14 protein-coding genes are annotated in these 16,762 nt (G+C 70.8%); 11 read left to right on the top strand and 3 right to left on the bottom strand.

All coding sequences use genetic code 11. The annotated features are described in order from the left end of the window. Positions 1–105: 105 nt before the first annotated feature. The 5 genes from GUY60_RS00835 (at position 106) to GUY60_RS00815 (ending at position 4,901) form a co-directional block, all read left to right on the top strand. Positions 106–879 carry an SDR family NAD(P)-dependent oxidoreductase gene (locus GUY60_RS00835; RefSeq protein WP_161692879.1) on the top strand — a complete coding sequence of 258 codons (774 nt, stop codon included), beginning with the start codon at positions 106–108 and terminating at the stop codon, positions 877–879. Positions 880–902: 23 nt separating this feature from the next. After that, entirely contained in the window at positions 903–1,889 is a 987-nt protein-coding gene (locus tag GUY60_RS00830; protein WP_161692878.1) for an NAD(P)-binding domain-containing protein, read from the top strand. 57 nt (positions 1,890–1,946) lie between these two features. After that, positions 1,947–3,134 (top strand): saccharopine dehydrogenase family protein, encoded by a 1,188-nt coding sequence (locus GUY60_RS00825; protein WP_161692877.1) that lies wholly within the window; start codon positions 1,947–1,949, stop codon positions 3,132–3,134. Positions 3,135–3,334: 200 nt separating this feature from the next. After that, entirely contained in the window at positions 3,335–3,736 is a 402-nt protein-coding gene (locus GUY60_RS00820; RefSeq protein WP_161692876.1) for a RidA family protein, read from the top strand. Positions 3,737–3,776: 40 nt separating this feature from the next. Then, positions 3,777–4,901 carry an NDMA-dependent alcohol dehydrogenase gene (locus GUY60_RS00815; RefSeq protein WP_161692875.1) on the top strand — a complete coding sequence of 375 codons (1,125 nt, stop codon included), beginning with the start codon at positions 3,777–3,779 and terminating at the stop codon, positions 4,899–4,901. A gap of 91 nt (positions 4,902–4,992) precedes the next feature. Here the strand turns inward: GUY60_RS00815 and GUY60_RS00810 are convergent, their stop codons facing one another. Continuing rightward, positions 4,993–5,754, bottom strand: coding sequence for an SDR family NAD(P)-dependent oxidoreductase (locus GUY60_RS00810; protein ID WP_223178639.1), 762 nt, complete (start codon positions 5,752–5,754; stop codon positions 4,993–4,995). Continuing rightward, entirely contained in the window at positions 5,751–6,581 is an 831-nt protein-coding gene (locus GUY60_RS00805; protein ID WP_161692874.1) for an SDR family NAD(P)-dependent oxidoreductase, read from the bottom strand. Before GUY60_RS00805 ends, GUY60_RS00810 begins: the two co-directional genes overlap by 4 nt. Before the next feature lie 468 nt (positions 6,582–7,049). On the opposite strand from GUY60_RS00805, the gene GUY60_RS00800 reads away from it, so the two are divergent. The 4 genes from GUY60_RS00800 to surE all read left to right on the top strand — a co-directional run bounded on the left by GUY60_RS00800 (position 7,050) and on the right by surE (position 13,224). Continuing rightward, positions 7,050–8,027: an alpha/beta hydrolase gene (locus GUY60_RS00800; RefSeq protein ID WP_161692873.1), complete on the top strand. Its 978-nt coding sequence runs from the start codon at positions 7,050–7,052 to the stop codon at positions 8,025–8,027. A gap of 3 nt (positions 8,028–8,030) precedes the next feature. Next, entirely contained in the window at positions 8,031–9,617 is a 1,587-nt protein-coding gene (locus GUY60_RS00795) for a flavin-containing monooxygenase (RefSeq protein WP_161692872.1), read from the top strand. Between the two features lie 165 nt (positions 9,618–9,782). Next, the gene (locus GUY60_RS00790; protein WP_161692871.1) at positions 9,783–12,098 is read left to right on the top strand and encodes a LuxR C-terminal-related transcriptional regulator; all 2,316 of its coding nucleotides are present in this window, start codon (positions 9,783–9,785) and stop codon (positions 12,096–12,098) included. 166 nt (positions 12,099–12,264) lie between these two features. After that, positions 12,265–13,224 carry a 5'/3'-nucleotidase SurE gene (surE, locus tag GUY60_RS00785; RefSeq protein ID WP_161692870.1) on the top strand — a complete coding sequence of 320 codons (960 nt, stop codon included), beginning with the start codon at positions 12,265–12,267 and terminating at the stop codon, positions 13,222–13,224. 108 nt (positions 13,225–13,332) lie between these two features. On the opposite strand, the gene GUY60_RS00780 is transcribed toward surE, so the two are convergent. After that, the gene (locus GUY60_RS00780; protein WP_161692869.1) at positions 13,333–14,328 is read right to left on the bottom strand and encodes an esterase/lipase family protein; all 996 of its coding nucleotides are present in this window, start codon (positions 14,326–14,328) and stop codon (positions 13,333–13,335) included. A gap of 243 nt (positions 14,329–14,571) precedes the next feature. On the opposite strand from GUY60_RS00780, the gene GUY60_RS00775 reads away from it, so the two are divergent. Continuing rightward, positions 14,572–15,258, top strand: a complete 687-nt coding sequence (locus tag GUY60_RS00775) for a TetR/AcrR family transcriptional regulator (RefSeq protein ID WP_223178638.1) — start codon at positions 14,572–14,574, stop codon at positions 15,256–15,258. Between the two features lie 221 nt (positions 15,259–15,479). Then, a partial coding sequence (locus GUY60_RS00770; RefSeq protein ID WP_161692868.1) for a GMC family oxidoreductase N-terminal domain-containing protein occupies positions 15,480–16,762 on the top strand: 1,283 nt, incomplete at its 3' end.

Here is a 16,762-nt window from a genome sequence, read left to right as displayed (position 1 = left end):
CCCTGGGGGCTGCGCGCATGGGCAGGCACGCCAACACCCCCCATCTGGGCATCCTTTGCTCCCGGGCACCGCCGAACGCCCGCCACGTTCCGCAACCTGCGACGCATGAACACCACACCAGCGCCCAGCGCCCTCTTCGACCTCACCGGCAAGCGCGTCCTCGTGACCGGCGCCAGCCGCGGCATCGGCCAGGCCCTTGCGGTCGGCTTCGCGCAGCAGGGGGCGAACGTCATCGGCGCCGCCCGGACCGAGGAAGGCCTCAAGGAGACCGCCGCCCTCGTCGAAGGCTCGGCCGGCAGCTTCGAGCCCCACGTCGTCGACCTCCGCGCGCCCGCCGACATCGAGTCCTGCGTCCGACAGGTCGCAGAAAGGCTCGGCGGCATCGACGTCCTCGTCAACAACGCCGCGGACGACCACGAGTCCTCCATCGAGGACACCAGCCTGGAGACCTTCCAGCGTGTCGTACAGCTCAACCTCCAGTCCTGCTGGGTGCTCACCCGCGCCGCGGCGCCGTACCTCAAGGAGGGCGGCGGCAAGATCATCAACATCGCGTCGGTCCTCGGTCTGGTCGCGATCCGCGACAACAGCGCCTACGTCGCCGCGAAGCACGGCCTCGTCGGCCTGACCCGGGCCATCGCCCTGGAGTGGGCACGCAAGGGCGTCCAGATCAACGCGATCTGCCCCGGCTACGTCGAGACCGCGATGCTGCCCCAGCTGGCCGACGAAGGCGTCCCGCAGTACATCCGCCGCCAGGTCCCGATGGGCCGCTGGTCCCAGCCGGAGGAGTTCGTCGGTCCCGCGACCTTCCTGGCGTCGGCGGCCTCCGACTACATGACCGGCCAGGTGCTGGTCATCGACGGCGGCATGACCGCGCAGTGACCGCCGCAGACACGCAGGGCGCAGTGACCGCCGCAGACACGCAGGGCGCAGTGACCGCCGCAGAGACGAAGGGCGTACAGACGAGGAGTGACGCCGTGGCCGAGGTCGCCGTGGTCGGTGCCGGGCTGATGGGGGCCGCGCTGGCCCGGGCTCTCGCCGACGCGGGGCATCACGTCCGGATCTGGAACCGCACCCCCGAGCGGGCTCAGAAACTCGCCGCCGAACGGCTCCGCCCCGTCCGCACCATCCAAGAGGCGGTCTCCTCCGCCGACCTCGTGATCGCCTGCACCGCGTCGTACGACACCACCCGCGCGGCGCTCGCCCCCGTCACCGACTGGGGCGAAGCCGCGCTGGTCAACCTGGGGACGGGTACGCCGGAGGAGACCGAGGCGATGGCGGAGTGGGCCGGGGAGCGGCAACTCCCGTACCTCGACGGCTCCTTGCTCTGCTTCCCCGACTTCGTCGGATCCCCCGACACGCTCATCCTGTACGCCGGCGAGCCGGGCGTCTGGGAGCGCCACCAGTCCGTCCTGCGGGCGTTGGGGGGAGGCTCACGGTTCCTCTCCGAACAGGTGCGTGCCGCCTGCGTCGTTGAGACGGCGGTCATCGGCTCGTTCTATGTGACCGCCGTCGGCGCGTACGTCGAGGCCGCCACCTACGCGCAGTCGCAAGGGGTGTCGGCCGAGATGATGCGCGACGCCACCCGGCTCGTGCTGCGAACCCTGGGCAGATCGACCAAGGAAGCCGCCGCGGCCATCGAGAGCGGCGAGCACGCGACCGACCAGGCCACGCTGGCGACTTACGCGAACGGGGCCCGGCACTGTCTCTCCGCGCTCCGGGCCGACGGCCACCAGGCCAGGCTGCTCGCCGCTGCGGTCGAGAACCTCGAAGCCGCCCGAGCAGCCGGTCTGGGCGAACTGGGCATCTACGCCCAGACCGGCATCGTGCACGGCCCCGCGGATCCGCCCCATGCCCCCGAGCACCCGGAGTCCCCCGGGGCAGCACCGTGACCAGCGTGCACACCGTGCCCCGCCAGGCTCTCCAACCCTTCTCACAAGGATGCAGCCATGACAGACACCCCGTCCACCGCCACAGCCCCAACCGGTTCCGCACGCATCCTCGTGATCGGCGGCGCCGGGGAGATGGGCGCCTACGCCTGCCGGGCACTCGCCAAGGCGGACGAGGTCGCGCAGGTGTTCATCGCCGACCGTGACCTGCGGCGAGCCACCGAACTCGCCCACGAGCTCGGTCCCAGGGCCGTGCCGCTCGCCCTGGACATCGCCGACGCCGAGGCGCTGGCATCGTCCCTCGCCGACGTCGACATCGTGCTCAACACCGCAGGCCCCTTCTACCGGTTCGGCCGCGAGGTGCTCAGCGCGGCCATCGCCACCCGCACCCACTACCTCGACATCTGCGACGACTGGGAACCGACCCTCGAGATGCTCGAACTCGACGACTCCGCCCGCGCGGCCGGCGTCACCGCGGTGATCGGCATGGGGGCCAGCCCGGGGACCAGCAACCTGCTCGCCCTCCTGACGATGAACCAACTGGACACCGTGGAACGGGTCTTCACGGCCTGGCGTGCGGGCGCCCTCCCCTACCCGGCCGAGGGTGCGGAGCCCCAGACCAACGCCGCCCTCGAGCACTGGGTGCACAACTGCACCGAGCCGATCAAGATCTGGCGGGACGGCGGCCTGGTCGACGCGCTCGCGCTCGAGGAACTCACCGTGAGCTACCCCGGTCGCGGCGAGGGCGCGGTCTGGGTGTGCGGTCACCCCGAGCCGCTCACGCTGCCGCGGGTGCGCCCCGAGGTACGCGAATCCCTCAACCTCATGGTCTCCCGCCGCGGCCTCATGGAGGGCATGCAGCGCGTCGCCGCCCGCGTCCGCAGCGGTGAACTCGACGTCCGCAGCGCCTCGAAGCAGATCCTTCTCGAGCCCGGCACCGGCGGCGCCGCGGCAGGTCCGGCGCCGACCCTCCCCAACCTGTTCGCCGTCGCCGAGGGCACCAAGGACGGCAGGCGCCTGCGCGTCGGCGCACAGCCGATCGTCCTGCCGAACGCCAACATGGGCGAGATGACCGGCTATCCGCTCGCGGTGGCCACGCTCATGATGGCCCGCGGCCAGGTCGACCGTCCGGGCGTCCAGGGGCCGGAGGGCACCATCGACCCGGAGGCCTACTTCCAGGAGCTCTCGCTCCTCGTCGAGGACCGGCCGGACGGCCCGGTGGTCGAGCTCGTCGACGAAGAGTTCTGACCCACCTCGCCGGGACACGTCCCTCCCCAACGACGATGCTCCCGAACGACGATGAGCTCGCCCCCTCGGGCGGGCTCATCGTCGTTCTCGCCCAACGCGCGGGCCGGACCGTTCAAGGCCCGGCCGGCCCCATCCCCCAGGCGGGTGCGGGTGGGACGACGGCAGGCAGTAACAGGCCCTCGGGCCCCGATAGTTCACGCATGACGATAGAGAAGATCAACCCGGACACCATCGCTCCCCCGCACGGCCACGCCCAGGTCGTCGTCGCCACGGGCAGCAAGCTCGTCTTCGCTTCCGGCCAGGTCGGCATCGACAAGGACGAGAAGCTCGTCGGCGACGACTACCGCTCGCAGGGGCACCGTGCGGCGCTCAACGCCTACGCGGCGATCAGCGCGTCCGGGGCGACGCCCGCCGACATCGTCCGCTTGACGGTGTACGTCGTCGACCCGGCCCAGAAGAACCTCGAGGAGCTGTACGCCGGTCTCGGCGCCGCCGCCAAGGAGGCCGGCGCCAAGACGACCGCCATGTCGCTGATCGGCATCACCGGCCTCTCGATGCCGGGTGCCTTCGTCGAGATCGAGGCGACCGCGATCATCGCCTGAAGCCGACCTCGCCCCAGCCAGAGCCAGGAGACCAACAGGCATGAAGACCAAGGCTGCCGTACTGCACGGCTACAACGAGGAATGGAAGATCGAGGAAGTCGATCTCGGCGACCCCGTCGCCGGCGAGGTCCAGGTGCGCCTGGTGAGCTCCGGTCTGTGCCACTCGGACCACCACGTGCGCACCGGGCAGGACGGATCCCCCACGCCGATCATCGGCGGGCACGAGGGCGCCGGCGTCGTCACGAAGGTGGGACCGGGCGTCACCCGCCTCGCCGAGGGCGACCACGTCGTGACGGCGTTCATCCCCGCCTGCGGTGTCTGCGGCCCGTGCTCCCGCGGCCTGCAGAACCTCTGTGACGAGGGGGCGCACCTGTTCGACGGCGTGGCGATCGCGGACCAGACCCACCGGGTCACGCTCGACGGTGTCGGCGTCACCCAGATGTGCCTCCTGGGCACCTTCTCGCCGTACATCACCGTCCATGAGGCGTCCCTGGTCAAGATCGAGAAGGACATACCGCTGCAGCTCGCCGCGCTGCTCGGCTGCGGCGTCGCCACCGGATGGGGCTCGGCGGTCGAGATCGGCGGAACGAAGGCCGGCGATACGGTCGTCGTGGTCGGCATCGGCGGCGTCGGCATCAACGCGGTGCAGGGCGCCCGTGCCGCCGGAGCACGGCACGTGGTGGCGGTCGACCCGGTCCCGTTCAAGCGTGAGATGGCCGAGAAGCTCGGCGCGACCCACACCTTCGACTCCGTCGAGGCGGCGCAGCCGGTCGTCGAGCAGATCACCTGGGGCAAGCTCGCCGACACCGTCGTCCTCACCCAAGGCGTCATGAAGGGCGCGTACGTCCAGCCCGCGATGGCGATGACCGGCAAGGGCGGCCAGGTGGTCGTCACCGGCCTCGGCCCCGCCACCGACGAGACCGTGACGCTGAGCCTCTTCGAGCTCACCCTGCTGCAGAAGCGGCTCCAGGGCGCGATCTTCGGCGGCTCCGGTCCGCGCAGCCAAGTCCCCCGACTGCTCCACGAGTTCCGCGCCGGCCGCCTCAACCTGGCCGACCTCGTCACGCGCACGTACCGGCTCGAGGAGATCAACCAGGCCTACGACGACATGCTCGAGGGGCGCAACATCCGCGGCATGGTCGTCTACGACGAGAGCGACTACTGACCACCGCGCTTCAGGAGCAACGAGTGGGGCCGCTGGGGAGAACCCCGGCGGCCCCACTTCTCTTCGTAACGTCTTCGTACGACAACTCCGGCTACTGCGCGGTGTAGCCGCCGTCCACGAGATACGTCGCGCCGGTGACGAAGCTCGCGTCGTCACTGGCCAGGAAGGCCGCGACCGCCGCCACCTCCTCCGGCTCGCCGAGCCGGCCCAGCGGGTGGCGGGCGGGCAGGCCGGGGTCGGCCTCGATGTCGGCCTGGACCATGGGTGTGTTGACGAAGCCCGGGCAGACCGCGTTCACGCGGATTCCGGCCGCGGCGTGTTCGAGCGCGAGGGACCTGGTGAGCCCGTCGACGCCATGCTTGCTGACCACGTACGACGTGGCGCCGATCGTCGAGACCCTGCCCAGCATCGACGACGTGTTGACGATCGCCCCACCGGCGCCCTCGGCCATCAACGCGACGGCGGACCGGGCCATCAGGAAGGCCCCGTCGAGGTTGACCTGCAGCACGCGGCGCCAGTCGTCGTACGACGTCGCGGCGCCGAAGCTCTCGACGGCGATGCCGGCGTTGTTGAAGAGTCCGTCCAGGCGGCCGTAGCGGGCGCGCACCATGGCGTGGAGCGCGGTGACGGCGGCCTCGTCCGTGACCGACGCCCGATGGAAGGTGACGTCGTGCCCCTGACCGCGGAGCTCGGCCTCGGCCTTCTCGCCACCGTCCTCGTCGACGTCGACGAGGACCACGCGTGCGCCCTCGCCCGCGAATCTGCGCACTCCGGCGAGGCCGATTCCGGACGCGCCGCCGGTCACCACGACCACCTTGCCGTCGAACCGCCGCATCAGCGTCTCCCGCGTCATCGCTTCCCCCCGACCGGAGCGTCCTGCTTGCGCTCACCGGCCCGCCGGGCGGCCAGGGCCATCCGGATACCGGCCCTCGGAAGCAGGCCGGTGAACCTCGAAACCAGGCCGCCGGCCCACGGCACCGCCCCTACCACCCGGCGGGTGCCGAGCAGCCCGAGGCCTGCCCGGGCGACCTCGTCCGCGCTGAGCTGCCTGCGGTTGGCGAACAGGATCGCGGCGCCCTGGTCCGTCGCGCGCGCGGAGACCATCTCGGTGTCGACGACGTCCGGGCAGAGCACGTGGGCCCGGACCGGCAGCCCTGCATGGTCGAGGTCGCCCTGCAGCGCGGTCGTGAAGGCCAGGACGGCGGCCTTGGTCGCGGCGTACACGGCGAGGCCGGGCACCGGGCCGAAGGCGGCCATGGACGCGACGTTGAGGATGCTGCCGCCACCGTCGCGCATGGCCTCGACCGCGGCCCGGGACCCGGCCATGACGCCGAGCACGTTCACGTCCACGGCCGACCGGAACTCGTCGGCCTCGTGCCTCCACGCATCGCCGGCGACGAGTACACCGGCGTTGTTGACCCAGACCCGCACGGACCCGAGTCCGGCAGCCCGCTCGGCGACGGCCCGGTGGCCCTCGGGATCGCGTACGTCGTGCCTGATGCCCTCGCAGCCTCGCCCGAGGTCCGCTGCCGCGGAACGCGCGGCCGCCTCGTCGATGTCGGTGATCAGCACCCGGTGGCCGCGCGCGGCGAGGCCCCGGGCGATCGAGCGTCCGATCCCGCGTCCGGCGCCGGTGACCACCGCCACCGAGCCGCCGGACGATACGTCAGTCCCGCTCACAGCTCTCCCCTCGCTCCCGGCAGCACCTGCGGGTCGGGAATGGCGTACGCCTCGGCACTCATGCCGTCACTTCCTTCGCTTGATGTGCGCGATCCGCTGATGTGCGTGATCCGCTCGATTCGGTTGCCCGAGGGCCCATTGCGCAGTGCTCGTCGGCCGAGCCGGCCGCCCCTTCGCCCGCCCGACCGCCGGCAGTCGGTGTGCAGCGCCGTACGGGTCGAGAAAGAGCCGCCCCTCGACGGCGAGCGGAAAGAGGGGGCGGAACGTGTACGACGGCGAGCTGGAGCCTAGGCCCGGACAGGGCACGCATCGCATCCCCCAGGCGGGCACGGTTCGCCGGACCAGTGGTGACGCCGGGCGAGTGTCGGCCGAGGCTCCGAGCAGTCGGCGCAAGAGTGCGCCGACGGGCGCCATCGCGTCCCCGACTCCCCCGGCCTTGCGTCACACGACGCGAGAGGAAAAGGTGCCATGCCCCTCGAGCCGACATCCGAGGCGTTCCTCGCCGACCTCGCCGCGGCCGGAGGTCCCCCGCTGCACGAGTCGACGCCGTCGATCGCGCGCATCGGCGACCTGGTCGCAGCGGGGATGACCGGCCGCGGACCGGCTGTCTCCTCGGTCAGGAACCTCGAACTCCGCGGCCAGGGCGGCTCGTTCCGCGTTCGCGTGCTCACGCCCGAGGCCGACCCGCAGGCCGTCGTCGTCCACTTCCACGGCGGCGGCTGGGTCCTGGGCGACATCGACCTGCAGTACGACTACGTCGGGCGCGAGCTGGCCAACCTGACCCGCTCGACGGTCGTGCTCGTGAACTACCGCAAGGCACCCGAGCACCCGTTCCCCACCGCGGTCGAGGACAGCTACACCGCCCTCACCTGGGTGGCCGAGCACAAGGCCGAACTCGCCCCGGCCGACGCTCCGTTGATCGTCGCCGGTGACAGCGCCGGCGGCAACATCGCCGCCGTCATGACGCAGTGGGCGCGGGACAAGGACGGCCCGGCGATCGATCTCCAGGTGCTCGTCTACCCGGCCACCGACTGCGACCTCGACCGGCCGTCGTACCTGGCCCCCGAGAACCAACTCCTCGTCGACCGCGAGGCGATGCGCTGGTTCTGGGAGCACTACCTCCCCGACGAGTCGGCGCGCACCCACCCGGACGCCTCACCCCTGCGCGCCACGACGCTCGCCGGACTTCCGCCCGCGCTCGTGTACGTCGCCGAGTACGACCCGTTGCACGACGAGGGCGTGGCCTACGCGGACGCGCTTGCCGAGGCCGGCGTGGCGGTCGAGCTCAGCGAGGCGGCGGGCGAGATGCACGGCTTCTTCCAGATGGCCAACATCCTGCCCGGGTACGACGACGGCATCCGCCTCGTCGCGCGGCACATCGACGACTTCATCTCCTCGGCCGACATCTCATCGGCCGAGATTTCCCTGCCCGGAAAGCGAGTTTGAGCGATGCCCGATCACGACGTCATCGTCATCGGCGCCGGATTCGCCGGCCTCTACCAGTTGCACCGACTGCGTGAGTCCGGCTTCGACGTCCGCGTCATAGAGGCCGGGGACGACGTCGGCGGAACCTGGTACTGGAACCGATACCCCGGTGCCCGCTGCGACATCGAATCGATCGAGTACTCCTACTCCTTCGACGAGGACCTCCAACAGGAGTGGGTCTGGACCGAGCGGTTCGCCGCCCAGCCCGAGCTGCTTCGCTACCTCCACCACGTGGCCGACCGGTTCGACCTGCGCAAGGACATCGTCCTCGGCACCCGCGTGCTGCGGCTCGAGTGGGACGAGCCCGCGACGCAGTGGACCGTGCACACGGACGACGGCGCGACATGCACCTCGCGCTTCGTCATCGCCGCGACCGGGAACCTCTCGATGCCCGCGGAGCCCGGGTTCGCGGGGCTCGAGGACTTCGACGGCGAGCTGTACCGGACATCGAACTGGCCGCACGAGGGCGTCGACCTCACCGGCAGACGCGTCGGCGTCGTCGGCACGGGATCGTCGGGCCTCCAGACCGTCACGGCCGTCGCGCCGGTCGTGGGCGAGCTGACCGTCTTCCAGCGCACTCCGTGCTTCTCCGCGCCCGCGCACAACCGGCCGATCGCCGAGGAGCTAGCGGAGGCGAAGACCCGCTACCGGGAGATCCGCGAGGCCGCCCGCACAGCCCCGGACGGGTACGACTGCCGCGTGGGCACCGGCCTCCTGGTCGAGACCCAACCGGCCGAGGTGGAGAAGGAGTTGGACCGCCGCTGGGGCGAGGGCGGGCTCTGTCTCGGCTGGGCGTACGCGGACGTGATGACCGACCTCCGGGCCAACGAGGCCGTGGCCGAATACTTCCGCAATCGGATCCGTACGATCGTCAAGGACCCGGCGGTGGCGGAGAAGCTCTGCCCGACGACGTATCCGATCTTCAGCAAGCGGATGTGCGTCGACACCGGCTACTACGAGGTCTACAACCGGGACAACGTCTCCCTGGTCGACCTGACCGAGGAGCCGATCGAGCGGATCACCCCGAGCGGGATCGTCGCGGGAGGCCGGGAACACACGCTCGACGTCATCGTCCTCGCCACCGGATTCGACGCGATGACCGGTGCGCTGAACGCGATCGAGATCCAGAGCGGCGACCGCACCCTGCGGGAGGCCTGGGCGGACGGTCCGCGCACCTACCTCGGCCTGATGTCGGCCGGCTTCCCCAATCTGTTCACCGTCACCGGCCCGCAGAGCCCGTCGGTGCTGTCCAACATGGTGACCTCGATCGAACAGCACGTCGGCTGGATCTCCCGGGCCCTCGAACATCTCCGGGAACAGGGGCTGACCCGCATGGAGGCCGCGCCCGAGAACGAGGACGCCTGGGTGACCACCACGAACGACCTCGCGAACCTGACGCTCTTCCCGCAGGCCGCGTCGTGGTACATGGGCGCGAACGTCCCCGGCAAGGAGCGCGTCTTCATGCCCTTCGTCGGCGGCGTCGGGCTGTACAAGCAGATCGCGGACGGGGTCGAGGCCGGGTGCTACCACGGCTTCCGGTTCGGTGACTGACCCCACGTCCAGCCTGACCGTTGTTGGAAGTGGCTGAGCCGGGGCAAACCCTCGGCGAAGTCAGCCGCTGCCATTTCGCGCAGAGCCTGCATCACACTGTGCTCCTCGTGCAGGCGCAGTTAAGATCGGGACGCCTCCCCCTCCAGTCGCCTCCTGAGGGATCTCATGGCTTCTCCGTCGGCAAGGTCGACGACGAACATGCTGCCCGCCGACCTCACCACCTTCGTGGGTCGACGGCACGACGTGACCGCCGTGCGGCAGCTGTTCTCCGTATCGCGCCTTGTGACGCTGACCGGCATCGGCGGAGTCGGCAAGACCCGGCTCGGCCTGCAGGCGGCCAACGAAATGCGTCGTGCCTTCCCGGACGGCGTGTTTCTCGTCGAGCTCGCGTCGCTCACCGATCCGAACCTGCTGCCGCAGGCGGTGATCGATGCCGTCGGCATCCGCGAGCAGCCGGCACGGGAACCGGTCGCGGTCATCGGCGAGCACCTGCGCGAGCGCCAGGCGCTCCTCATCTTCGACAACTGCGAGCACCTCGTCGAGGCAGCCGGTGACCTGGCTGCCGAGATCCTGCGCAGCGCCCCGAACGTCAAGATCATGGCGACCAGCCAGCATGTGCTGCGCATTGCCGGCGAACACATCTATCCCGTGCCGCCGCTGCTCGCCCCCGACCCCGGCGACGCGCTGCAGCCGGGTGCCGCAGGGCACTATCCGTCCGTCGCACTGTTCGCGGACCGGGCCGCCGCAGCCGTTCCCGGATTCGCGATCACGCCGGACAACGAGGCCGCTGTCGTTCGGCTCTGTCACCGTCTTGAAGGCATTCCGCTGGCCATCGAGCTGGCCTCGGTGCGGCTACGCGTGTTCACCGTCGAGGAGTTGGCCGCCCGGCTCGACGACCGCTTCCAGATGCTGCGCGAGGGCAACAGAAACCTGCCGCGTCGGCATCGCACACTGCGCGCGCTGATCGACTGGAGCTACGACCTGTGCACCCCGACCGAGCAACTCCTGTGGGCTCGGGCGACCGTGTTCGCCGACGGGTTCAGTGCCGAGGCGCTCCAGGAGATCTGTGCCGACGAGACACTGCCGGGGGACGAGGTCCTCGACACCGTGGCGCGCCTGGTCGACAAGTCCGTACTGCTCCGTGAGGAGGAGGGCGGGCACGTCCGGTTCCGCATGCGCGACACGCTCCGGGACTACGGCCGTGCCCGCCTGGCCGACTGGGGCGACGAAGCCGTGACGGCTCGCCAACACCGCGACTGGTACGCGAAGCTGATCGAGACCGCCGGCAGGGAGTGGGCCGGCCCCCGCCAGGCGAAGTGGGCCGCCAGGCTGCAGATGGAGCACGCGAACCTGCGCACCGCCCTTGAGTACTGCATGTCCACGCCGGGCGAGGCGCGGGTCGGACTGCAGATGGCCGCGGTGCCCTGGTTCTGGGGGGCGATGGACCACCTCACCGAGGCCCGGCTGTGGCTCGACCGCGGCTTGGCCCAGCAGACGCCGAAGCGGGAACGTGCTTGGGCGCTGGCGACCGCTGCCTACATCGCCGCCTTCCAGGGTGATCTCGGGCGGATGCGCACGTGTGCCGAGGAGGCTCACGGCCTCGCGCTCGAGATCGGCGACCTGCGCGCACTGGCTTTCGCCAAGCACGTCCTCGGGTTCGTCGTGTCGCTGGTCGAACCCGACTCCCCCGACGCGATCACGCTCCTCACCGAAGCGCTCGCCCAGTACGACGCCGACGGCTCCATCTCCCAGCAGTACACCGACAGCCTGCTGGTCGAGCTGGCCTCGGTGTACCTGCTCATGCATGAGCACGAGCGGGCCGCTGAACTCACCGATCTCCTCTATCGGCGCTGCCGGGCGTCCGGCGAGCGTTGGAACCTGTCCTACGCACATTGGCTCCGCGGTCTGCTTGCGCTCGCCGAGGACGACCCCGACCGCGCCGATCGCGAGCTGTCGGAGGCGCTTCGCATCAAGCGTGCCTTTCACGACACCCTGGGTTTTGGCCTCACGCTCGAGGTCATCGCCTGGAGCGCCGCGCTGCGCGGCGAGGGCGAACGGGCGGGCGTGCTCCTCGGCGGCGTCGACCAGATCTGGCGCACCCTCGGCGCCCGCCAGCTGCGCGGCTTGCGGCCACGCTATGAGGCCATGGCCCGAGTCACCCTCGGCGACGCCCGGTTCGAGGCGGCGCTGGAGCGGGGTAGCCGGCTGAGTGTCGAGGAGGTGCTCGCGGTCGGCCTCCGAGAGCCCGCTACCCAGGCGTCGGTCGAGGCGGCCGGCGCTCCCGTACGGCTGACGCGGCGCGAGAGCGAGGTCGCGGAGCTGGTTGCCGCCGGCATGTCCAACAAGGAGATCGCCGCCAAGCTGGTGATCTCACTGCGTACCGCCGAGGGTCATGTCGAGCGGGCCCTGTCGAAGCTCGGCTTCAAGACCCGTGCCCAGATCGCCAGTTGGGTGACCGAGCAGCAGGCGAAGCACGACTGACGAGCTCCGTCGAGACGCGCTCCGGGAGGGCTTCGGCGGAGCGTGGACCAGGTAGCCCATCCGGGCCCCTTCCTGCACCGGAACCAAGCCCTGCGAGTCCCCGAACCTACGTTGTGCCGGGCCGGGCCGTACTGGAGGTGGCCCACCAGCGACAGACGGGACAACCATGAATCGAAGAACAGCCGTTGCGGTCGCGGTCGGCGTGCTCGCCGCCACCGCCGGCACGCCCGGGGCCGTGGCCGAGTCGTCCACGGGAGCCGTTGCCACCGCCGGGCAACAAGCGGGATGCAGCCGCCCGCTCGACATCCTGCTGAGCAACGACGACGGGTACGCCGCACCGGGCATCAACGCCGTCTACAAGGCGCTCAAGAGCGCGGGCCACCACGTGAAGATGGTCGCGCCGATGACCAACCAGACCGGTAGGGGTGGCGCGCTGGCGTACGGCGGCGCGCTCGAAGTGACCCAGCCCGTCGCGGGTGATCCCGACATCCATGCCGTGTCCGGCACCCCGGCGGACTCGGTGGCCTTCGGCCTCCAGGTCCTTTACGCCCACGACGCTCCGGACCTGGTCGTCTCCGGCAGCAACTCCGGTACGAACCTTTCGCGCACGGTCAACCACTCGGGCACCGTCGGCGCGGCAGTCACCGCCGTGGACCGGGGCATCCCGGCGATCGCCGTCAGCACGGCCCACCCCGCCGAGTTCGACCCGAAGTGGGACGGCACCGGAGGGGAGGACTTCGTCGGCACCGCAAAGCTCGTACGCACGCTGGTCGATACCGTCAAGGACACCGCGGACAGCTGCGAGCAGCTCATGCCTCCCACGCTCGGCCTCAACGTCAACTACCCCGCCCGCCCGCTCGAGGGCGTCCGCGCGGCGACCCTCGCCGTTCACGAGTCGATCCTCACGACGTACGAGAAGGCCGGACCGGGTGAGTACAAGGTCGGCTACAACCTGGACCCGATGCACGAAGCAACGGCGGATCAAACCTCCCGGACCACCGTCGACTACGAGCTGGTCGCCCGCGGCTACGCGTCGGTCACGCCGCTGGACGGGTCGCCGGCCCTGGAGACACCCGCACAGAGCCATCAGGCGTTCGTCGACAGGCTGGTCGAGAAGCTGAACTGAGCGCACCCCGCTCACGCGCCCAATCCGCCACCACTCGAGTCGGGTGACGTACGAGCAGCACAGGCCCGCGGCGGTTCGACGCGGGCCTGACGCTCGCCGAGCGGCTGGTCAACTTCCGTACGCTGCCGCGTAGTCGGGCAGCGGCGGCTCGGCGCTCACCTTGTCACCGCCGATCAACAGCCCGTCGACCAGAGCCGCGGCGATCTCGGCCACCTCGGTCGCGCTGGGCGGCACCGCACGCGGCATCAACGGGTTGAGACACAGCGACAGCTTGTCGTCGAGACGCGACGGCACTGCGGGCCCCGGGTGCTTGAGCGCGTCGAGAGCCAGGGCGTAGCCGACCGAGTCGCCGAGGATCGTGACGTGGTCGGCGACCCGTACCGGACACACGTCCTGCAGCGCCATGTTGGCCGCGCCGGGCAGCGTGCTCGCCCTGGGCTGCGGGAACACCACCTCGTCGAGGACCGTGGTGTAGACAGAGGTCACCGGGGTGTTCGTGGGCATCGGCGCCTTCTGCATGGCGCGCATGAAGTGCGAGTCCAGGCTGGCGCGCCAGGCCGCCTTGGTGCACCAGTTCGTGGCGCACAGCGTGTTGCCGAGCCCGGTGCCCTGCATGGCCCCGCCCAACGAGACGACGTCCTCGGCATGCGCGGCCACGTCGGGCCAGAACTTCGCGGCCCAGGTCACGAGCGAGCCGCCCTCACTGTGCCCGATCAGGGCGATCTTGCGCCCCGAGCGCTCGTACGCGTACCGGGCCGCGTACACCACGTACTCGGCCGAGATCACCGGGTCGATGAGCCCGCGACTGGGCAGGGCGACAGTGCAGACTCCGTACCCCTCGTCGGGCAGGGCGCGCTGGTAGTTCCAGTCCCAATAGCCCTCGGGCTGACCGCCGATGCCGTGGACCAGGAGCACAGCCTGCTTGCCGGACGACGGGGTGACGGACGGATCGCAGGACACCGCGTCGCGCAGCGCGGACTCCGGCTGGGTGAGCGGCGGCCCCTCGCCGGCGGTGTCCGCCTGGGCGGGCGGGGCGAGGGATCCGGCGAGCACGGCGCCGAGGGTCGCGACGACGGTCGCGACCCGTCTGATGGTTTTGATCACGTTATGGCTCACTTCGTCGTGGGCTGCGGCGCGCATCACCGTAAGACTGACCGACCGTACAGTCAACGCTTGCGTCACAAAGAAATTGACCGTGCGTACGGTCATGCGCAGGCCGTGAGGTCGCCTCCGGGTGACCCACCGTCGACCGAGCCGACAGCCTTGGCCGTACGGACGGCCAAGACCGCGCGATAGCCTGGGCGACCCCCGGAACGGGTGTACGGGCGGATCGAAGAGGAGCGGAACGTGGCCACGAAGCGCAGGGGCATCCCGGCTGCGGGCAAGTCGGTGCAGATCCTGGAGTCCTTCACCCGGCGGGTGGCCGAATCCGGCTACGACGGCACGAACTTCGGGGACATCGCCGAGGAGCTCGGCATCTCCAAGGGCACGATCGTGCACCACTACGGCACCAAGGACCGGCTGCTCGCCGTGCTCCACGAGTCGTACATGCAGCGCCGCCTCGCCGAGGCCCGCCGCATCCTCGAGTGCCTGTCCGCCCCTGCCGATCAACTGGCCGGTCTGCTCTACGCGTTCGTGCGCTACCAGGTGCACGACCGGCACGCCACCGTCGCCTTCCAGCGCGAGAGCGTCCGCCTGGCCGGGCAGGAGATGCACGCCGAGGGCGACCGGCTGCGCGATGAGTACTTGGAGCTCGTCCGCGGCGTCATGCGGGACGGAGCCGCGTCCGGCGTGTTCCGCGAGACGGACGTACCGATGCAGAGTTTGCTGCTGTTCGGCTCGGCGCAGTGGGCCTGGACGTGGTTCGACCCCGAGGGCGAGAAGAGCGTCGACGAGATCGGCTCCGCCTTCGTGGACTTGGTCCTCGGCAGCCTGCTGACCCGCCGCACGGCACTCGCCCGGCTCAGCGATCCCGACGGCAAGGTCGCCGAGACGGTCCGCACCTGCCTCGCGGAGGCGGCGGCCGCCTCCTGACGGTTCAGCCTTCTGGAGACCCCCGCCAGGAACCCCTCGACGCGCCCGAGCGGTCCGCGACCACGCCGCGAACCGGCCGTCGTCCACGCACTCCCCTGCCAGCGCGCGCCGCCGACCCCTTGACGAGAGTTTCGGACGAACAGAGACTGTTATTCACTCGACACTGACCGTTCGTACGGTCCGCGTCTGGGACCGACGGGCGCCACGAGCAAGGGATGGGCATGGGATCTCGTACCGGGCAAGAGCGCGAAGGCGGCTTCGACTACGACTGGGTCGTGATCGGTTCCGGCTTCGGCGGCAGCGTGGCCGCCCTGCGGCTCGCCGAGCGCGGATACCGGGTCTGCGTCCTGGAGGCCGGGCGCCGCTACCCCACCTCCGAACTCCCCGCCTCCACCTGGGACTTGCGCCGCTACTTCTGGATGCCCCGGCTCGGTCTGCGCGGCATCCTGCGGGTCAGCGCCTTCCGTGACGTGTCGATCATCAGCAGCTCCGGGGTCGGCGGCGGCAGCCTCGTCTACGCCCAGACCCTGTACCGGCGCGGCGAGACGTTCCGCGAGCACCTCGACATGGCGGTGGGCGAACACGTCGATCTGGACCGCTGCTACGCCATCGCAGAGCGGATGCTCGGCGTCGTCGACACCCCCGTCTCCTCCCCGCGCGACGCCATGGCCCGCGCTGTCGCCGACGACCTCCGCCTGCCGCCCGACCGCTTCCACGCCACCCGCATCGGCGTGTTCCGCGGCAAGGCGGGCGTCACCGTCCCCGACCCGTACGTCGACGGCGAGGGCCCCGAGCGCACCGGCTGCACCGACTGCGGGCGCTGCATGGTCGGCTGCCGCGTCGGCGCCAAGAACACCCTCGACAAGAACTACCTGTGGCTCGCCGAACGGCGCGGCGCACGCATCGAACCCGACCGCGAGGTCACCGACATCACCCCGCTCGGCGCCGCCGACGGCTCGGACGGTTACGCGATCACCGCCCGCCGCCCCGGCTCCACCGTGCGCCGCGGCACGCGCGTGCTGCGCGCCCGCGGTGTGGTCGTCGCGGCGGGCGCGGTGGGCACGGCCCGACTGCTCGCCACCTGCCGCCACCGTGGATCGCTGCCCGCCCTGAGCGAGCGACTCGGCCACGACGTGCGCACCAACGCCGAGTCGATCTGCGCGATCACCGCCCGCGACCCGAACACCGACCTCAGCAAGGGCGTCGCCATCTCCGGCAGCCTGCAGGCCACCGACGACATGCATCTGGAGCCGGTCGGCTACGGCGGCGCCGCCGACTCCATGGGGCTCCTCTTCGTCCCGCTCAGCGGCGACGGCACCCGGCTGACCCGACCCCTTGGCCTGCTCAAGGAGATGCTGCGCCATCCCGTGGACCTGCTGCGCTCCGCCAACCCCCGTGGCTGGTCGAGGCGTTCGATGCTCATCGGTGGCATGTGGACGCAGGACGGCGCGCTCGGGTTCGTCGCCCGACGGCGCCTCCTCGGCCGCGGCGTACGGCTGACCAC

It is taken from the genome of Streptomyces boluensis, from assembly GCF_009908195.1.
GTDB lineage: Bacteria > Actinomycetota > Actinomycetes > Streptomycetales > Streptomycetaceae > Streptomyces > Streptomyces boluensis.
This window is presented reverse-complemented; position numbering and strand designations above follow the sequence as displayed.